The 17720-nt window shown below is 66.6% G+C and carries 18 protein-coding genes; 10 read left to right on the top strand and 8 right to left on the bottom strand.

Features of this window, described 5'->3' with window-relative positions; all coding sequences use genetic code 11:
- The first annotated feature begins 158 nt into the window (after nt 1-158).
- The 5 genes from FXN65_RS22810 (at nt 159) to FXN65_RS22790 (ending at nt 5552) form a co-directional block, all read left to right on the top strand.
- On the top strand, nt 159-1178 hold the full coding sequence (locus FXN65_RS22810; RefSeq protein WP_151136686.1) for a Leu/Phe/Val dehydrogenase: 1020 nt from the start codon (nt 159-161) through the stop codon (nt 1176-1178).
- A 92-nt stretch (nt 1179-1270) separates the two neighbouring features.
- Nucleotides 1271-2437 (top strand): pyruvate dehydrogenase (acetyl-transferring) E1 component subunit alpha, encoded by a 1167-nt coding sequence (pdhA, locus tag FXN65_RS22805; RefSeq protein WP_151136684.1) that lies wholly within the window; start codon nt 1271-1273, stop codon nt 2435-2437.
- On the top strand, nt 2430-3431 hold the full coding sequence (locus FXN65_RS22800) for an alpha-ketoacid dehydrogenase subunit beta (RefSeq protein WP_151136682.1): 1002 nt from the start codon (nt 2430-2432) through the stop codon (nt 3429-3431). Before pdhA ends, FXN65_RS22800 begins: the two co-directional genes overlap by 8 nt.
- Before the next feature lie 15 nt (nt 3432-3446).
- Nucleotides 3447-4553 (top strand): dihydrolipoamide acetyltransferase family protein, encoded by a 1107-nt coding sequence (locus tag FXN65_RS22795; protein WP_151136680.1) that lies wholly within the window; start codon nt 3447-3449, stop codon nt 4551-4553.
- Nucleotides 4554-4874: 321 nt separating this feature from the next.
- Complete coding sequence (locus FXN65_RS22790; RefSeq protein WP_151136678.1) at nt 4875-5552, top strand: helix-turn-helix domain-containing protein; 678 nt, start codon at nt 4875-4877, stop codon at nt 5550-5552.
- On the opposite strand, the gene FXN65_RS22785 is transcribed toward FXN65_RS22790, so the two are convergent.
- The 4 genes from FXN65_RS22785 to FXN65_RS22770 form a co-directional block, all read right to left on the bottom strand.
- Nucleotides 5549-6430, bottom strand: a complete 882-nt coding sequence (locus tag FXN65_RS22785) for a sterol desaturase family protein (RefSeq protein ID WP_151136676.1) — start codon at nt 6428-6430, stop codon at nt 5549-5551. The two genes, FXN65_RS22790 and FXN65_RS22785, sit on opposite strands and share 4 nt — an antisense overlap.
- 116 nt (nt 6431-6546) lie before the next feature.
- Complete coding sequence (locus FXN65_RS22780; RefSeq protein ID WP_151136674.1) at nt 6547-7413, bottom strand: DMT family transporter; 867 nt, start codon at nt 7411-7413, stop codon at nt 6547-6549.
- Nucleotides 7414-7777: 364 nt separating this feature from the next.
- Nucleotides 7778-8035, bottom strand: a complete 258-nt coding sequence (locus FXN65_RS22775; RefSeq protein ID WP_151136672.1) for a YebG family protein — start codon at nt 8033-8035, stop codon at nt 7778-7780.
- Between the two features lie 108 nt (nt 8036-8143).
- The gene (locus tag FXN65_RS22770; protein ID WP_151136670.1) at nt 8144-9139 is read right to left on the bottom strand and encodes an MBL fold metallo-hydrolase; all 996 of its coding nucleotides are present in this window, start codon (nt 9137-9139) and stop codon (nt 8144-8146) included.
- Between the two features lie 210 nt (nt 9140-9349).
- Between FXN65_RS22770 and FXN65_RS22765 the strand changes: the two genes are divergently transcribed.
- A complete protein-coding gene (locus tag FXN65_RS22765; protein ID WP_151136667.1) occupies nt 9350-9841 on the top strand; it encodes a phosphate-starvation-inducible protein PsiE in 492 nt (163 codons plus the stop codon).
- Nucleotides 9842-9863: 22 nt separating this feature from the next.
- Here FXN65_RS22765 and FXN65_RS22760 read toward each other — a convergent pair whose 3' ends face one another.
- Nucleotides 9864-10175 (bottom strand): DUF3509 domain-containing protein, encoded by a 312-nt coding sequence (locus FXN65_RS22760; protein WP_151136665.1) that lies wholly within the window; start codon nt 10173-10175, stop codon nt 9864-9866.
- Nucleotides 10176-10435: 260 nt separating this feature from the next.
- Here FXN65_RS22760 and FXN65_RS22755 point away from each other — a divergent pair, with 260 nt between their 5' ends.
- The 4 genes from FXN65_RS22755 to FXN65_RS22740 all read left to right on the top strand — a co-directional run bounded on the left by FXN65_RS22755 (nt 10436) and on the right by FXN65_RS22740 (nt 13172).
- Complete coding sequence (locus tag FXN65_RS22755; RefSeq protein ID WP_151136664.1) at nt 10436-10732, top strand: DUF3649 domain-containing protein; 297 nt, start codon at nt 10436-10438, stop codon at nt 10730-10732.
- On the top strand, nt 10729-12252 hold the full coding sequence (locus FXN65_RS22750; protein WP_151136662.1) for a PepSY-associated TM helix domain-containing protein: 1524 nt from the start codon (nt 10729-10731) through the stop codon (nt 12250-12252). The genes FXN65_RS22755 and FXN65_RS22750 overlap by 4 nt, the downstream gene beginning before the upstream one ends.
- Nucleotides 12252-12575, top strand: a complete 324-nt coding sequence (locus FXN65_RS22745; RefSeq protein ID WP_151136660.1) for a DUF3325 domain-containing protein — start codon at nt 12252-12254, stop codon at nt 12573-12575. Before FXN65_RS22750 ends, FXN65_RS22745 begins: the two co-directional genes overlap by 1 nt.
- 87 nt (nt 12576-12662) lie before the next feature.
- The gene (locus tag FXN65_RS22740) at nt 12663-13172 is read left to right on the top strand and encodes a DUF3016 domain-containing protein (protein WP_151136658.1); all 510 of its coding nucleotides are present in this window, start codon (nt 12663-12665) and stop codon (nt 13170-13172) included.
- A 247-nt stretch (nt 13173-13419) separates the two neighbouring features.
- Here the strand turns inward: FXN65_RS22740 and FXN65_RS22735 are convergent, their stop codons facing one another.
- The 3 genes from FXN65_RS22735 to FXN65_RS22725 all read right to left on the bottom strand — a co-directional run bounded on the left by FXN65_RS22735 (nt 13420) and on the right by FXN65_RS22725 (nt 17713).
- Complete coding sequence (locus FXN65_RS22735) at nt 13420-15966, bottom strand: TonB-dependent receptor (RefSeq protein WP_151136656.1); 2547 nt, start codon at nt 15964-15966, stop codon at nt 13420-13422.
- Between the two features lie 261 nt (nt 15967-16227).
- A complete protein-coding gene (locus FXN65_RS22730; protein ID WP_151136654.1) occupies nt 16228-17190 on the bottom strand; it encodes a FecR domain-containing protein in 963 nt (320 codons plus the stop codon).
- Between the two features lies 1 nt (nt 17191).
- A complete protein-coding gene (locus FXN65_RS22725) occupies nt 17192-17713 on the bottom strand; it encodes a sigma-70 family RNA polymerase sigma factor (RefSeq protein ID WP_394351256.1) in 522 nt (173 codons plus the stop codon).
- Nucleotides 17714-17720: the final 7 nt, after the last annotated feature.

The raw sequence follows: 17720 nt of genomic DNA, 5'->3' as shown, positions 1-17720 counted from the left end.
TCTCCGAGAGGTTGTTTCCTTGTAGCCAACTGGTTGATTTTCGTCCAGTAGTGGCACGAACGGCGGTTATCTCGGCGCCCCGGCTTATGTCCGGATGCAAGGGGGCGGATGGCGCAGGCCGACCTATACTGGCCCTAAAGTCAGGAAGGGAGACCGCCATGTTCGCCATGATGGAAACCGCCCGGCTGGAGGCGTTGCACCTCGCCAACGATCCCGCCACCGGACTCAAGGCCATCATCGCCATCCACAACACCCGGCTCGGTCCGGCCCTGGGCGGGTGCCGCTACCTCGCCTACCCCGATGATGAAAGCGCCATCCGCGACGCCATCCGCCTCGCCCAGGGCATGAGCTACAAGGCCGCCCTGGCCGGCCTCGACCAGGGGGGCGGCAAGGCCGTGATCATCCGCCCGGCCCACGTGAATGATCGCGCCTCCCTGTTCGAAGCCTTCGGCCGCATGATCGAGTCCCTCAATGGCCGCTACATCACGGCGGTGGACAGCGGCACCTCCAGTGCCGACATGGACTGCATCGCCCAGCAGACCCGCTACGTCACCAGCACCACCGCGGCCGGCGATCCTTCGCCGCACACCGCCCTCGGCGTCTTCGCCGGCATCCGTGCCACCGCCCATGCGCGTCTCGGCAGCGACGACCTCGAAGGCTTGCGCGTTGCCGTGCAAGGCCTCGGCCACGTGGGCTACGCCCTGGCCGAACAGCTCCATGCGGTAGGCGCCGAGCTGCTGGTCAGCGACCTGGACAGCGGCCGCGTGCAACTGGCCATCGAGCAACTGGGCGCCCAACCGGTGGCCGCCGACGCCTTCCTCACCACGCCGTGCGACATCCTCGCGCCTTGCGGCCTGGGCGGTGTGCTCAACGCCCAGACGGTGGGCCAGTTGCGTTGCGCGGCAGTGGCCGGCGCGGCCAACAACCAGCTCGCCAGCCCCGACATCGCCGACGAGATGGAGGCGCGCGGCATCCTCTATGCGCCGGATTATGTGATCAATTCCGGAGGGCTCATCTACGTTGCCCTCAAGCACAAGGGCGAGACGCTGCCGGCGATCACCGCGCACCTGTCGCGGATTCGCCAGCGCCTTACCGAGATCTACGCGCACGCCCAGGCCGACAAGCGATCCCCCGCGCGGGTCGCCGACGCCCTGGCCGAGCGCCTGCTGTTCGGCTGAACGGCCGCCAACCAGCGGCCCGGCCCGTTAGCTCCCGGAGCCACAAGCCCCGGGCACTGCACAGGCACTCAAAAGGTGTAAGGAGCGAAGCCATGTCCAATCGGATCGATTTGCCCTATACGCGCTTCCTCGACCCCGAGGGGCGGCTGGTCGGCGAACTGCCAGCCTGGGCCGACGATTTCAACCTGCTCAGCGAGCTCTATCGCCGCATGGTGCTGACCCGCCTCTTCGACCAGAAGGCGGTGGCCCTGCAACGCACCGGCCGCATCGGTACCTATGCCCCGACCCTGGGCCAGGAAGCCATAGGCGTCGCCATCGGCAGCCTGATGCGCGACGAAGACGTGCTGGTGCCCTATTACCGCGACACCGCCGTGCAGCTGATGCGCGGCGTGCGCATGGAGGAAATCCTGCTCTACTGGGGGGGCGACGAACGCGGCAGCGACTTCCAGGACCCACGCTCGAAAGAGGACTTCCCCATCTGCGTGCCTATCGCCACCCAGGCCCTGCATGCCTGTGGCGTGGCCACGGCAATCAAGATCCGGGGACAGCACCGCGCAGTGGTCACCACCTGCGGCGACGGCGCCACCAGCAAGGGCGACTTCCTCGAAGCCCTCAACGTGGCCGGGGCCTGGCAGTTACCGGTGGTCTTCGTGGTGAACAACAACCAGTGGGCCATCTCGGTGCCCCGGCGCATCCAGAGCGGCGCCCCCACCCTGGCGCAGAAGGCCATCGGTGCCGGCTTCCACGGCGAACAGGTGGACGGCAACGACGTGCTGGCCGTCTATGACCGCGTGCAATGGGCGCTGGACCGCGCCCGCCACGGCAAGGGACCGATCCTGCTGGAATGCCTCAGCTATCGCCTGGGCGATCACACCACCGCCGACGACGCCACCCGTTATCGCAGCGCCGAGGAGGTCAAGGCGGCCTGGCTGGAAGAACCCATCAAGCGCATGCAGGCCTTCCTCGCCGGCAACCGGGTCTGGGACGAAGGCCGCGAGCAGGCACTGATCGCCGACTGCCAGCGGCAGGTACAGGCGGCTGTGGATAATTTCGAGTCCGCTGGAGTCCAGCCGGTGGAAGCGGTGCTCGACCACGTCTATGCGCGCTGGCCCGCGGCCCTTGGCGAGCAGCGAGAAATGCTCCTGGAACGCGTTGCCCGCCGGGAGGAATCCTCACCCGGCGCTGCGCGCCACCCGCTCCCGCAAGCGGTAGAGGGGGATCGGATGTGCTCTTCGAGCAGCGGAGGCCATCATGACTAACCTCAACGCCACCACCGAAAAACGCGCCCTGCTGGAAGCCGTCAACCTGGCCCTGCACCGCGCCATGCAGGAAGACGAGAACGTCGTGGTTCTCGGTGAGGACGTGGGCGTCAACGGCGGCGTGTTCCGCGCCACCCTCGGCCTGCGCGATCGCTTCGGCTTCAAGCGGGTGATCGACACGCCGCTGGCGGAAACCATGATCGGAGGCCTCGCCGTGGGCATGGCCGCCCAGGGCCTGAAGCCGGTGATGGAAATCCAGTTCCTCGGCTTCATCTACGCCGCCATGGAACACCTGGTGTCCCACGCCAGCCGCATCCGCTGCCGTACCCGTGGCCGGCTCACCTGCCCGATGGTGCTGCGCAGCCCCATGGGTGCCGGCATCCGCGCGCCGGAGCACCACAGCGAGAGCACCGAAGCGCTGTTCGCCCACATTCCCGGCCTGCGGGTGGTGATCCCGTCCTCGCCGGCACGGGCTTACGGCCTGTTACTGGCAGCCATCGACGACCCGGACCCGGTGATCTTCCTCGAACCCACCCGGCTCTACCGGATGAACCCGCAACCGATCATCGACGACGGCAGGCGCCTGCCACTGGACAGCTGCTTCACCCTGCGCGAAGGCTCGGACATCACCCTCGTCAGCTGGGGTGCCAGCGTCCACGAAACCCTGCAGGCTGCCGCGAAGCTGGAGGAGCGGGGCGTCTCCGCCGAGGTGATAGACGTGGCCAGCATCAAGCCCCTGGACCTCGACACCTTGGAGGCGTCGGTGCGCAAGACCGGCCGCTGCGTGATCGTCCACGAGGCGCCGCGCAGTTGCGGCGTCGGTGCGGAGATTGCCGCCAGCCTCTACGAGCGCGCGCTTCTCGACCTGCAGGCGCCCATCCAGCGGGTCACCGCGCCGGATATTCCACCGCCGCTGTATCGCCTGGAGCAGCTCTACATCCCCAGTCCGGACGACATTCTTGCGGCCTGTGACCTGGTGCTGAACTACGCCTGAGACGAGGAGCGCACGATGAAATACTTCAAACTGCCCGACCTGGGCGAAGGTCTGCAGGAAGCCGAGATCGTCCAGTGGCACGTGAAGGTGGGGGACAGCGTCAAGGCCGACCAGTTGCTCGTCTCGGTGGAAACCGCCAAGGCGCTCGTGGATATCCCGGCCCCCCATGACGGCGTGGTGGCCAGGACCTTCGGCAAGGAGGGCGACATTCTCCACGTCGGTGAACCGCTGCTGGGTTACGAGGGCGAGGACGCCGACGCCGGCACTGTGGTTGGCCGCCTGGAAGGCGGCGGCAATGCCCAGGCCGACAGCTTCTTCGTCGGCGCCGCACCGTCCACCCGCGAGCACCTTGCGCCTCGCGCTACCCCGGCGGTACGCCAGCTCGCCCGCCAGCTCGGCGTTGAACTGGCGGCCCTTGCCGGTTCCGGCCCCGACGGCCTGGTGACGCGCACGGATGTCGAGCAGGCCGCGCAAAGCGCCCGCGACAGCTTCGGCGGCGAGCGCTTGCGGGGCGTGCGCCGCAGCATGGCGATCAACATGGCGCGCTCCCATGCCGAGGTGGTGCCGGTGACCATCTTCGGCGACGCCGACCTGCACCGCTGGCCGGAGGCCCGTGACCCGCTGATCCGCCTCGGCAAGGCCATCGCCGCCGCCTGCGAGGTGGAGCCCATCCTCAACAGCTGGTTCGACGGCCGCGCCCTGTCCATCCGCCAGCACGACAAGCTAGACCTCGGCATCGCCGTCGACACCCAGGACGGACTGTTCGTGCCGGTGTTGCGCAATGTGGGCGGGCGCAGTGCCGAGGATCTGAAGGAAGGCATGTCGCGGCTACGGGCCGACGTGAAGGCGCGCTCGATTCCTCCGCAGGAAATGATGGGAGCGACCATCACCCTGTCGAACTTCGGCACCTTGTTCGGCCGCTACGCCAACCCGGTGGTCGTCCCGCCCCAGGTGGCGATCATCGGTGCCGGTGGCATCCGCGATGAAGTGGTGGCCTGGCAGGGCAAGGTGGAAATCCACCCGGTGCTGCCGCTGTCGCTGACCTTCGACCACCGGGCTGTCACCGGCGGGGAGGCCGCGAGGTTCCTCAAGGCGCTGGTGCAGGCGCTGGAGCAGCCCTAGGGCAGGGCTGCGCCCTGCTCAGCGATTGAAATCGCCCCCACAGGGGAAGTGCCACAGGACTGCGCCGAAGATGATCACGAGATCACCCCTCGCCCTCTGGGCTGAAGCGGCACGCAGTTGGAAGCATCGCTTCCGGTGCCGATGAACGCCTGAGCGCGCAGCGATCGGGCCGGGGCGCAGGGCGGGGGCCGGCGGTGAGGGTGGTTTCCGGCGGCTCGGTGCCAATCCATTTCGCGATTGAAATCGCTCCCACAAAACGCCTTGCCGAACCGGCAAGCGGCAGCTATTGCTGACTGCCTGGAACCGGCAGGAGGCCCTCTGATGATCGAATCACCCTGGCAGGGCGCGCTATGGATGGCCCGCGACTTCTGTCTGCTCGATGGCGTTGCCGGCAGTGCGCGTAACCACGCCCACTACGCCCACCAGGCGCTGTTGGCCAAGGCAGCGCCATTGCGCCTGACCCTGGAGGGTGAGCCATGTGGCGGGCGCTTCCTGCTGGTGGAGTCGATGCGCGCCCATGCCATCGAGGACCCCTGCCAGGACATGGTCGCCGTCTATGCCGAACCCCTGGCGTTCAGCCCGGCGACCTTGCGCCAGTTGCTCAAGGATGCCCCGGCGGACCTGGAAGCGCTGACCGCTCTGCTGCTGGCTGCACCACGGCAACGGCTGGACCCGCGAATCGCCAATGCACTGGCGACGGTGGATGCCTTGCTGGAGGAAAAGGTCAGTGCGGTGGCGCTGGCGCAACGGGCCTGCCTGTCACTGAGCCAGCTGGAAAGACTGTTCAGCGACCAGGTTGGGCTCTCGGTGCGGCGCCTGGTTCTCTGGCGCCGCTTGCGCCTGGCGCTGAGCCTGGCCCTGGAAGGCGAGACGCTGACCCGAGCCGCCCTGGACGCCGGTTTCGCCGATGCCGCGCATTTCTCGCGCACCATGCGAGCCACCTTCGGCATCCGCGCCGACCGCAACCTGGCACAGCTGAAGCTGCAACTCATCGGTTAGGCACGGCGCAGTTCGGCCGGTGCTTCCGGGCTGGCTCCCCGGGGCTGGCGGCGGAAAGGCTCGACCATCTGGGCCAGGTAATCGCGGGGATAGTCCGGGCGGCTGCCAATACCCAGGTCATCGACGCCCATGAGGTAATCGCTGTGGAAGGCGGTGCCCAGCAGGCGGTCCCAGAAGCTGAAGAACAGGGCGAAATTCACGTCCCCTGCGCGGCCGTACTTCATGTGGTGGAAGCGGTGCACCGGCGCCCAGGCGAACAGGTGCCGCAGCAGGCCGACGCGTATGTCCACATTGCTGTGCTGCAAGAGCAGTTGCAGGGCGATGGCGAAGGCGAGCAGGGCCGCGACCTGCACCGGCATTCCCAGCATCAGCAAGGGCGCGGTGCCGGCCAGCGCTTCGACGGCCTGATGCAGCGGGTGCTTCATCAGCCCATTGAACCCGTACATGCGCTGCACGCTGTGGTGCACGGCGTGCAGGCGCCAGAGCGGTTCCAGGCGGTGGCTGAGGTAATGCATCAGCGTGACGCCGAGGTCGGCGACCAGGACGGCCAGCAGCAACTGGAGCGGCAAAGGCCAGTGGTGGGGCCAGACGCCGGCATTCGGTATCCAGGCGGCTGCCAGCGGAATGGCTGCGATGCCCAGCAGGTTGAGGGTTTCGTTGACCAGCGCATGCAGGCCGTCCCGCAGCCTGTCCCCTCGTGGCCGGTTCCACTGCGGCTCATAGGGCAGCCAGGCTTCGGCGAGAAAAGCCAGGACGATGGCCGGCAGCAACAGGGCGGCAAGCCAGTAGGCCGGATGCAGGGTGGTTATCCACAACGCAGCGGTGAGGAAGCCGAAGAGAAACAGCGGCGCATAGAGGCAGGCGAAGAGTGAACGCATGGGAGGGCTCCTTGTCCGGGGCCTCCAGCGTCGCGTCTTGCGCCCGTCGGGAATTGAATAAACCGCGCAAGTTGGACCAGGCGATTGCCCTTGTGCGGCAATCGCCTGGCCCGTAGTCACGCGGTCCGGTTACCCACGTTGAACACCAGCATCAGCCCCGCCAGTATCCCGCCCATCCCGGCGATACCCAGTGGCGCGAGGGTGTTGCCGAGGAAGAGGTAATCCATCCCCGCGGTCACCACCGGCACCAGGTAGAACAGGCTGGTGACGTTCACCAGGTTGCCCGCCTGCATCAGCCGGTAGAGCAGCAACTGCGCCAGCACCGAGATCACCAGCGCCAGCCACAGCAGGGGGATGGCGAAGTCCAGGGTCGCCTCGAAGTGAAAGGGTTTGTAGGGCACCAGCAGCAGGCAGGCCAGCAGGCTGGCGCCGTACTGCACCGGCAGGACCTGCAGGGGTGATTGCTTGAGGCCTTTCTGCAGGATGGCGCCGCAAGTCATGCTGCCCAGCGAGGCGAAGGCGTACACCAGCCCGAGGGTGGAGACCTGCGCCCGGCCGATGCTTTGCCACACCAGCAGCACCAGGCCGCCCAGGGCGATGGCCAGGCCCAGCAGGCGCGCCAGGGAGAAGCGCCGCTCCAGCATCAGCAGCGTGAGGATCGGCTGCACCCCTAGCAGGGCGGCGAGCACGCCGGGGGTGATGCCGTTATCCAGGGCCAGCAGGTAGCAGATGGTGTAGCCGCCGATCAGCAGCAGGCCGACGCCCGCCACCTTCAACCGGCTGCCCGGTTGCGGCAGGGTCTGTCCGCGCCATCCGCAGACCAGCAGCAGGGTGGCGAAAGCGAGGGCGAAGCGCAGGGTGAGGAAGGCGAAGGGTGAGGCGTGGTCCAGGCCCAGTCGCGCGAAGATCGCGCCGCTGCTCCAAAGCAGCACGAAGAGTGAAGTCGAGGCGAAAGCGCCCCAGACGGATTTGTCCAACGTCATGAATGTTCACCTGTCAGTGAGCAGCAACAGGCTCCGGCGCGCGCGAACGCCGACCGAAAGCGGTCAGGACCGGAGCGGTATCAGTGGCTGGTGATCAGCCGTGCAGCGCGTACGGGGGCGGCGGCGGAAAGCCGGCCCGCACGGCAGGCGGCGGTGCGACAGGCGGGGACATCGGCGACAGGCAGGCGCGAACGCGCGCACCGACGGGATCGGTGATCATCGCGGAATGGGCGCTTGCGTTGGGCATCTGGGATTCGCCGAAGGAGATGGGCCCCGGAATGGGGACTCGGCGAAATTAGACCGGGATTGGCCGGACGTCAACGGGCAATCTGGCCCTCCCCGCGAGCGGGGGAGGGCGTCGGGATCACTCGCCGGGCAGTTCCAGCTCGGCCAGGGCGTCGGGCTGGTTCTTGAAGGCGCGGGCGAAGGTATCGCGATGCTTGGCCATGAAGATGCCGATGTCTTCCACCTGCTGCTCGCTCAGGGACGGCACTGCCTTCTGCAGGACCTCGGCCAGGGACTCGGCCAGTTCGAGCATCTTGTCGTAACGGTCGGCTTCGGCCTTATCCATGAACAGGCGCTCCGGATCGCGGCTGCTGCGGTACACCACTTCGACGGCCATTCATCACCCCTCACCTTCATTGGTTGGAAAATACTGGATGTGCGTACAGTATTCGGAATGATGGCAAATGGAAATAGCCCGCAGGAAATTTCCATTTGCCGGCCTGTGTCAGCGATCGCTGCGAATCGGTCCGAATTCCGCTGGAACCCAAGCATAGCCCTTGCCTTCGCCTTCGCTACGGACGTGACCGAAGCCGGGGAAGGGCAGGTGCGCGCCGGCTACCCAGAGCTTGTCCTTCGCGGCAGCGGCGAACACCTGCTTGCGGCTGGCGATGGCCTTGGCGTTATCCACATCGAACTCGATGGCGATGTCCGGGTGGGCGAACTGGGTGGCATGGCTGTGCACCACGTCGCCCCAGACCAGCAGTTCCTGGCCGCCGGAGCTGAACAGGTAGCCCGTGTGGCCGGGGGTATGGCCGGGCGAGGGGGCGGCGCTGACGCCTTCCACCAGGGCATCACCAGTGCTGTAGGTCTTCAGCTTGCCGGCGGCCTGGTAGGGCGCCACGGCCTTCTGCGCCATCTCGAAGAAGGCTTTCGAGTCTGCCGGAGCCTTGGCCGCTGCCTCGGGGTTCAGCCAGAAGCCGGCTTCATCCTGTGCGACGAACACCGTGGCATTGGCGAAGGCCTGTTTGCCCTCGGCGTCCAGCAGGCCGCAGGCGTGGTCGGGATGCAGGTGGGTGAGCAGCACGCTGTCCACTTGCTCTGGCTGGTAACCGGCGGCCTTGAGGTTGCCGAGGATGCCGCCGAGGGTAGGGCCGAAGCACTTCGACGAACCGGTATCCACCAGCACCAGCCGCTTGCCGGTGTTGACCAGATAGGCGTTGACCGCGGTCTGCATGCCCTTGCCGGACTCGATGAACATGCGTGCCAGCAGGCTCTGGATATCTTCGGCGCTGGCGCCCTTGAGCAGGTTGGTGCCGAGGTCTACGTAGCCGTCGTAGAGTGCGGTGACTTCCAGTTCGCCCACCGCCATGCGGTAGAAGCCGGGTACCTGGGTCTGCTGCCTGGCTGCCGGCGCGGCCTGGGTGGTGATCGGCGAAGCGAAAGGCAGGGCCAGGGCGAAGGCTGCGAAAAGGACGTGGCGGGGGTAAAGCGGGCGGATCATGACGAAGCTCCATTTCGGGATGAGCGGTGTTTATGCGTGGTGAGCGACGGTGATGTCCAGTGCGCAGTTTTTTCCTGCGTGACGCACCTGGCGGCAAGGGCTGCGACAACCTGCCTCGTGGCGCAGGCGATAGGGCGGCCCCCATCCTGCATAACCCCAATGTCACCTTTCCCCGTCACCATCGGGGCCGTCGTCGCAAGGAGCTGTATCGTGAAAATCAACTGGGCTGAACGAACGCGCGAAAACGTCCATGGCCTGGCCGAGTCGCTGGGCAATCTCCTGGTGGAGAGCTTCCACTACCTGGCGTTGTTCGCCATCGGCGGGATCACCGCCTGGGCTGCCGTGGTGGCTTTCCTGGGGATGGTGGACAAGGGGCACGCCACGGTCGATGACATCCTGCTGCTGTTCATCTACCTCGAACTGGGTGCCATGGTCGGCATCTACTTCAAGACCAACCACATGCCGGTGCGCTTCCTGATCTACGTGGCGATCACCGCGCTGACCCGCCTGCTGATTTCCGATGTCTCGCACCACCACCGGCCGGACCTGGGCGCGGTATTCGTGTCCGGCGCCATCCTGCTGCTGGCGCTCGCCATCCTGGTGGTGCGCTATGCCTCCTCGCGCTTCCCCTCGGTACAGACCGACGCCCCGCCACGTCGTCGCAACCTGGCGCGCCGGGTCGAGGTGGAAGAGGAAGCCTGACGCCGTGCACGGATAGCGTGCATCAGATGCGCGCTATCTGTGCGGCGTTCACCCGTCCGGTGCGCACCGGTGCCACATGACCGCCGGTCATGCTGGTGAGCAACTCCCCCACCTTGTTCCCGCTCTCGATGGCGATCCCCAGGCGAACGCTTTCGATCACCCGCTTCAACCGGACCGGGTCGTTGCGCTGGGCCGCGCTGATCATGCGCCGCGCTACCACCCCCTGTTCGTTGGTCAGGGTCAGCATGATGCCGCCGTCCGGGCTGACGAGGCTGAGGTTGACCCGGAACTCCGTCTGGAACGCGTCGGTGAGAATCTGGAAGGGGTTGTACATGGCCTGTCACCTGGTTGGTCGAGCGATGAGTCGATGGACGTCCGGACAACTGCAAAGTTCGAACCGCCAGGACCGGCGGTAGGGGGCTGTTCCGACCAGGTGTCGCAGATAGCCGGATCGGGGTCGTTCTCTGCGGGTTGATAGAAATTGTCTGTTGCAATCAATAGTCGTATGTGAATAATTCTCAAGATTATTTCTGGAAATTCTTTCGCCTCTGCCGGATCGCGTTCCGCCAGGGCGCCCTCGAGCAAGGTTGCAACGTGAGCAAAGCCAAGACCTCTTCGCGCCGGGACGTGACTGCGCGGGTGCTGGCGGCGATTCTCGGCGGCTACGCCCTGGCCTACGCGGCTACGGCGTTCCTGTCGGTCTACCTGCCGCTGGTGCGCAGCGACCGGGTGGTATTCGCCAGCCTGTCCTGCTTCGCGGTCTACACCCTCGCCATCCTCTACGCCTTTGCCGCACGCTCGGCCCTGCAGGCCTGGCTGGTGCTGATCGGGGCAACCGTCCTGATGGCCCTGGCGGCCTACCTGCCCGGCGACTTCGGAGTACGCCCATGAGCCTGCGCCAATCGATGGCCGGACTGCACACCTGGGGCGGACTGCTGCCGTCCTGGCTGCTGTTCGTGATCTTCTTCGCCGGCAGCATCGCCTGCTTCGACAAGGAACTGGAGCGCTGGATGCGCCCGGCGCTGCATGAACCCTCCAGCCACGGCATGACCGTCGATCAGGTGCGCGACGCGATGCTGGCCAAGGCGCCGGATGCCCATGCCATCTGGATTCGTCCGCCGAGCGAGCGCGAACCCTTCTACTGGGCCGGTTACGAGCCGGCGGACGAAAGCGCGTTCGTGCGCTTCGCCCTCGACCCGGTCACCGGCGAGCCGATGCCGGAAACCGTCGGCGGGCTGTTCTTCTTCACCCTGCACTACGACCTCAACGCCGGCATGGTCGGCATGTACATCGTGGCCATCGCCGCCATGCTCATGCTGGTGGCGCTGATCAGCGGCATCATCATCCACCGCCGCATCTTCAAGGACTTCTTCACCCTGCGCCCGGACGCCAACGGGCAGCGCGCCTGGCTGGATGCGCACAACCTGTTCGGCGTGGTGGGGCTGCCGTTCCACCTGCTCATCGCCTACACGGGCCTGGCCATCTTCGTGGTGTTCTACATGCCCGCCGGTATCCAGCGCGCCTATGACGGCGATGCCGAAGAGTTCTTCCACGATGTGATGGGCGCCTATTCGCGCGAAGACGTGAAGCAGCCGGCGCCGCCGCCCATGTCCCTCGACCGCCTGGTGGCTGATGCCCAGCGTCGCTGGGGCGGTAAGGAAACCGGTTGGATCAGCGTGCATCACCCGGCCGACGCCGCCGCGGTGGTGGATATCCGCCGCTACGATCGCTCGGGCATCGTCGACTTCCAGTGGACCTTTTCTTACGACGCCGCCACAGGTGAGCTCCTCCACGAACAGAAACCCTACAGCCCCGGCTACCAGAGCTACGCTTGGCTGACCAACCTGCACATGGCGCAGTTCGGCGGGCAGATCGTCCGCGCCCTCTACCTGCTGCTTGGCCTGATGGGCTGCGCGATGCTGGTGGCCGGTCTGCAGGTCTGGCTGCGCAAGCGCGAAGCGCGCGGCGGTTACGGCATCGGTCTGGTGCGTGCGCTGAACGGCGCGGTGGTCGGCGGCCTGCCGGTGGCCAGCCTCGGCCTGCTCTATGGCAACCGCCTGCTGCCGGCCGGCATCGCCGAGCGCGCCAGCGCAGAAACCTGGGTCTTCGTCGGCGTCTGGCTGCTGGTAGCGGGCTGGGCCGTGCTGCGCCGCAACAGCGGCAAGGTCGCCCGCGACGTGCTGGTTGTGGTGGCCGTCCTGGCCCTCGGCCTACCGCTGCTCAATGCACTGCTCACGCCCCAGGGCAGCCTGCTGGCGACCCTGGCGCGCGGTGACTGGGACATGGCCGGCATCGACCTCGTGCTGCTCGCCTCCGGCGTGCTCTGCGGTTTGTTCGCCTGGCGCCGTTCGCAGCCGCAGGTGGCGAAAGCGCCGCGCGTCCGCCGTCGCCTGGCGGAGGAGAACGCCTGATGCTGGCCCTGAGTTTTTCCTGCTGCTACCTGGCCATGACCGGCTTGGCCCTGGCGATGTCGCGCCAGCACAAACTGCTCTTCAGTGCCGCCCCGAGCGAATCCCGCAGCCGCCTCCTGCGGGTGGGCGCGGTGCTCGCCATGCTCGTCGGCCTGGCCCTGGCCATTGCCGAACTGGGCGGAGAAATCGGTGGCGTGATCTGGCTCTGCCAACTGATGCTTTCCGGACTGCTGCTGGTCGCCCTGCTGGCCTGGCAGGTCCGCTCGGTGCTGCCGCTGGTGGCCCTTCTGCTGCTGGGTGGTGGCGTGCTGGCGCTGGTCTGAACCGTACGACTGAAGCGGCCACCCATTGTCATCGGCGAGCGTAAACTGACCGTGGCGGTGTCCCGCGTCATCGCCAGGAGGTGTTCCATGCGACCCACGTTGCCCCTCATCGTGCTGGCCCTGGTGATCCTGTCCCCGACTGCGCTGGCATCCTCCACCGAGGTCAGCTTCAGCCATCCGGACACGTACAGCGACGCGCGCCTGTACCGTGATTACGGCCGTGGTGCGGACGACTTCGTGCTGAAGGATCTCAAGGCCCACATCGAGAAGCTCGGCAAGCGCTACCTGCAGCCCGGGCAGACGCTCAAGGTGGACATCCTCGACATCGACCTGGCCGGTCAGTACGAACCCTGGCGGGTGAACTTCCAGGGTGTGCGCTTCATGCGCGAAGTGACCTGGCCCCGGATCAAGCTGCACTACAGCCTGGAACAGGACGGCAGGGTCCTGGTCAGCCGCGATGCGACGGTGATCGACCAGTCTTACCTGCAGCACGGCAACTACTACTTCAGCAACGACCGCCTGCGTTACGAGAAGACCATGCTGGACGACTGGTTCCGCTGGAACATCGGGCCGAAGTACAAGACGGTGTCCTATTGAGGGGCGGACCTGCGGCCCGCATGGCGAATGAATTCGCCCCTACAGGGTTGTGCCTAAGGTCGGCAGAGAGTCACCCCTCTCCCTCTGGGAGAGGGGCGGGGGTGAGGGCGATTCCGGCCGCTCGGTGCCATTTCATTTCTCGAATGAATTCGCCCCCACAAAATCCCCTCCAGGACTGCACCGCAGGTGAGCCGAGAGTCACCCCTCGCCCGCTTGCGGGAGAGGGGCCGGGGGTGAGGGAGGTCCGTTAAAACTCCACGCTGTAACTCAAGCTGTAGGTACGACCACGGCCGTGGTAGTCGAACAGGTCGGCAGGGATGTTGGCGCTGTAGAACACCTGCGCACGCTGGCCCCAGACGGTGGTGTAGTCCTTGTCCATCAGGTTCTGGATGCCGAAGTTGAGGGTGCCGACCGGCAGGACCTGGCTGCCCAGCAGGTCGAAGGTCGCGTAGCCGTCGATCTTGTGGTCGTTGCCGTCGAACTGGCCGCTGGCGAGTACGTTGCCGTCGTCGGAGAGGTTGAAGGTGCGCACGCCTTGCAGGCGCAGGCTGGTGTGGTCGTCGCGCCAGCCGATGAAGGCGGTCAGCTTGGAGGGACTGGCGGCGGTCACGTCCTGCTTCTGCCAGCGGTCGTCGATCTTCTGCTGGGAACGGATGGCCAGGGCGCTGGTACCGATCTGCCAGTTGTCGTTCAGCCAGTAGTTGGCCTGGCCTTCCAGACCGTAGTTGCGCTTCTTGTTGTCCAGCTGCTCCACCAGCAGGGTGGTGCGGTTGTAGGTGATGCTCTTGTCGGACCAGGCGTAGAAAGCCGCGAGCTGGGCATCCAGGTTGCCGTCGTAGTGGCGCCAGCCGAGTTCCACCTGCTTGGTCTTGATGCCGTCCAGGGCCGAGTCCTTGACGTTCACGCCCTTCTGCAGCACCCAGCGGCCATTGACCGGCGCCGCCGAATAGGTGCCCTGGCCGTAGTACTTCGCCGGGTCGGGCAGCTCGAAACCTTCGGAGTAGTTGGCCCAGACCTGCTGCGCCTTGTTCAGCTTGTAGACGGCACCGAAGTTGTAGAGGTCGACCTGGTAGTCCTTCTCGCCGCCGGGGATGGCGTCGGCGCTGGTGCCGTTGCCCTTGCTGATCTGGATCTGCTGGGCCGCCGCGACGAAGTCACCCACATCATTGTTGGTGCGCTGGCGACGCACGCCGCCGGACAGGGTGAGGTCGTCGGTGGCGCGCCAGCTGCCCTGGGCGAACAGCGAGTTGCTGTCGGTGTCGATGCCCGGGTAGCGGCCGACCTTGGCGTATTCATCAGCCACCAGGCCGCCGGTCCGGGCGGCGGTGTTGAGGTCGAACAGGGCCTGGTCGGAGTCGAAACTTTCACGCTCGATATCGGCGCCGTAGGTCAGGGTGAAGCGGTCCCACTCCTTCACCAGCACGGCTTTCAGCCCGTAATAGTCGGTGTCCTGCTGGGATGCCGAGTAGTAGGAGCGGCTCGGGTTGATGGCGCCGGTGCCGGTGAAGCTGATGCTCGGGTAGGGCTGGAAGGCCATCTCTTCGCTGCGGTAGTAGGCCTGCAGGTAGAGGTCGTGGCCCAGCACCTCGGGGGCGTGGTAGGTGGCATTGAACTGGGTGCGTTCGGTGCGCGGCTCGCGGTCGAAGCTGGCGCCGCCTTCGATCTCGAAGGGCTCCAGGCCACGCAGGCCGGCGAAGTTGCGACCGAGGTCGACGCCCTTGTCGCCGTCGTAGCCGGAGTCGTACCACTGGGCGCCGAGGCTCAGGCTGTGGCCGTTGGCGAAGGCGAAGTCGAGGCTGCCCATCACGTCCACCGACTGGTTGTACTGCAGGTCGGTCTGGGTGATGTCGAGCATCACCTGGTCGCCGCTGCCGTCGTAGGCGGCGCCGTTCTTCTGGTAGGCCACCGAGGCGCGGCCCTTGATCTGCTCGCTGCCGCCGCTGACCGACTGGGCTGCGCGCCAGTCGTGGTCCTGGCTGGTCTCGAAGCCGCTGCGCAGGCCCACTTCGCTGTTGAAACGCGCCGGTCCCGCCTCGCCCTTCTTGGTCACGATGTTGATGATGCCGCCGGTGGCGCCGCCGCCGTACACCGCGCTGGCGCCGGAGAGCACTTCGATGCGCTCGATGTTGAACGGGTCGATGGAGTCGAACTGGCGGCTGATGCCACGGGAGCTGTTCAGGGATACCCCGTCGATCATCACCAGGGCGCTACGGCCGCGCATGTTCTGGCCGTAGTTGGTGCGGCCCTGGGGGCCGATGTCGAGGCCGGGGATCAACTGGCCCAGGGCTTCCTTGAAGGGCACGCCGCCCTTCGTCTGTTCCTGCAACTGCGGCGCGTCGATGATCCATACAGTGCCCGGCAGTTCACTGATGCTGGTGGGTGCGCGGGAACCGACCACCACCTGGCGGTCCACCTCGATGGCGCCGCCGGAGGATTGCAGGCTGTAGCCGCCGTCCCGGGCCACGGCGTGCAGGCCGCTGCCGGCCAGCAACTGGTTCAGGCCCTCGTCGACGCCGTACTGGCCGTGCAGGCCCTGGGTCTGGCGGCCGGCGGTCAATTCGGGGCTGAAGGACAGCAGTACGCCGGCTTCACGGCCGAACTGGTTGAGCGCGGCTTCCAGCGGGCCAGCCGGGATGTCGAAGGCCTGGCGCTGGCTTTCGGCGCCGATTTCCAGGCTGGCGGCAATGGCTGCACTGGGCAGGGCGGCAGCCAGGCTGAGGCCGAGCAGCAGCGGCTGCATGGCACGGACCAGGGGCTTGCGGGCAAAGCGATGGAGGCGGTGCGGATACTGCATGGAGGCGTCTCGACTGTGAATTGGGAAGGTCTCTGCCTGCCTTGTCACGCGAGATCGGAAAAAAGGCTCAGCTTTCACAAAAAAATCTGGATCTCGCCGCATCGGCCCTTGCGTAGGGCGATGTCGCATTTCACATCCACCAACGGAGCTCGAGCGGGCCTCGAACGGCGGACCGATGAAGCCTGGTCCACCCCACGAACTGCACGGCCTCGTGGGATGGCGCCGAGCGCAGCGATACCCATCGTTCCGAGCGTCAGGGGGTCACCCCGTGGCGCGCGGGTGCACCTTGATCCAGTAGCGTGTCAGGCTGTGCACCTCCACCGGCAGCGCCCTGGGCAGCATGGCGAGGATGCGTTCGGTGTTGTCCAGCGGGTAGCTGCCGGAAATCAGCAGGCCGGCCACCTGTGGGTCGCAACTGAGGTGGCCGCGTCGGTAGCGGCCGAGTTCAGCGAGGAAGTCGTCCAGGCGCATGTGGCTTGCCACCAGCATTCCCTGGGTCCAGGCCAGGCTGTCTTCGCTGGCGCTTGCGGGCGGGGCGATGCGGGTGGGCGAGAGGTTGGCCTGTTGGCCGGGCAGCAGCGACTGGCGCTGGCCATCGGTGAGCAGGTCGGCACTGCCATCGAACAGGCTGACGCGGCTGCTGCGTTCGAGGATGCGCACGTTCAGGCGCCCGCCACGGCTTTCGATCAGGCCCTGGGGCGTGTGGATGCGCAGCGGTCGTGGGTCGCTGACGCCGTCGAGGAGGATTTCCCCCTGACGCATCTCGATCAGCCGCTGTCCCGCATCGAAGCGGATATCCACGGCGCTGGCGGTGTTCAGTTCCAGCCGCGATCCGTCGGCCAGGCGCAGGGCGCGGCGCTCACCGACGCCAGTGGATTCGTCGCTGCGCATGGCCAGCAGCGGTTCGCTGTCGCGCAGGCTGAAGGCACCACCGCCGAGGAGGGCGCAGAGCATCAGCAGCTTCAGTGCTTCGCGGCGGTTGCGCTGGGCGGGGGCGCCGAGGGCTGCCAGGGCCAGCGGCGTATCCAGGCCGCGCAGCCCCTGATTGACGGCTTCGATGCGTTGCCAGGCGCGCTCGTGTTCGCTATCGGCGGCGCGCCATTGTTGCCAGGCCTGGCGGCGTTGCTCGCTGATGTCGCCGCCCTGCAGTTCCACCAGCCATTCCACCGCCTGCTCGGCGACGGCCGGGGCGATGCGGCTGCGATCAACCGTGGAAAGCCTCATCTCAGAAGCTCTCCGCGAAGTAGCAGCGCTGCGCCGCCCTGACCATGTGGCGCTTGACGGTGGACAGGGATATGTCGAGTTGCTCGGCGATTTCGGCATAGGTCATGCCATCCACCTGGGCCAGCAGGAAGACCTTCTTCGCCAGCGGCGGCAGGCCGTCCAGCAGGCGATCCAGTTGCACCAGGGTTTCCAGGATGATGGCGCGCTCTTCTTCGCTCGGTGCCAGCGCTTCCGGTTGGGCGGCAAGTGCTTCGAGGTAGGCACGCTCGATGTCCTGGCGGCGGAAATGGTTGGCCAGCACGCGCCTGGCCACGGTAGTGAGGAAGGCGCGGGGCTCGAGGATCACCGGTTTTTCCCGCGCCAGCAGCACACGCAGGAAGGTGTCCTGGGCGAGGTCGGCGGCATTCTGCGGGCAGCCCAGGCGACGGCGCAGCCAGCCTGTCAGCCAGCCATGGTGGTCGCTGTAGAGCTTTTGCAGGGAGTCGGCCGGCGGAGGTGAAAGGGCGTCGGCGCCGTGATTCAAGAGCTGG

This window comes from Pseudomonas lalkuanensis (genome assembly GCF_008807375.1).
In the GTDB taxonomy this organism is placed as follows: domain Bacteria; phylum Pseudomonadota; class Gammaproteobacteria; order Pseudomonadales; family Pseudomonadaceae; genus Metapseudomonas; species Metapseudomonas lalkuanensis.
Note: the sequence above shows the minus strand (reverse complement) of the source record. Positions and strands in the feature narration are given on the sequence as shown.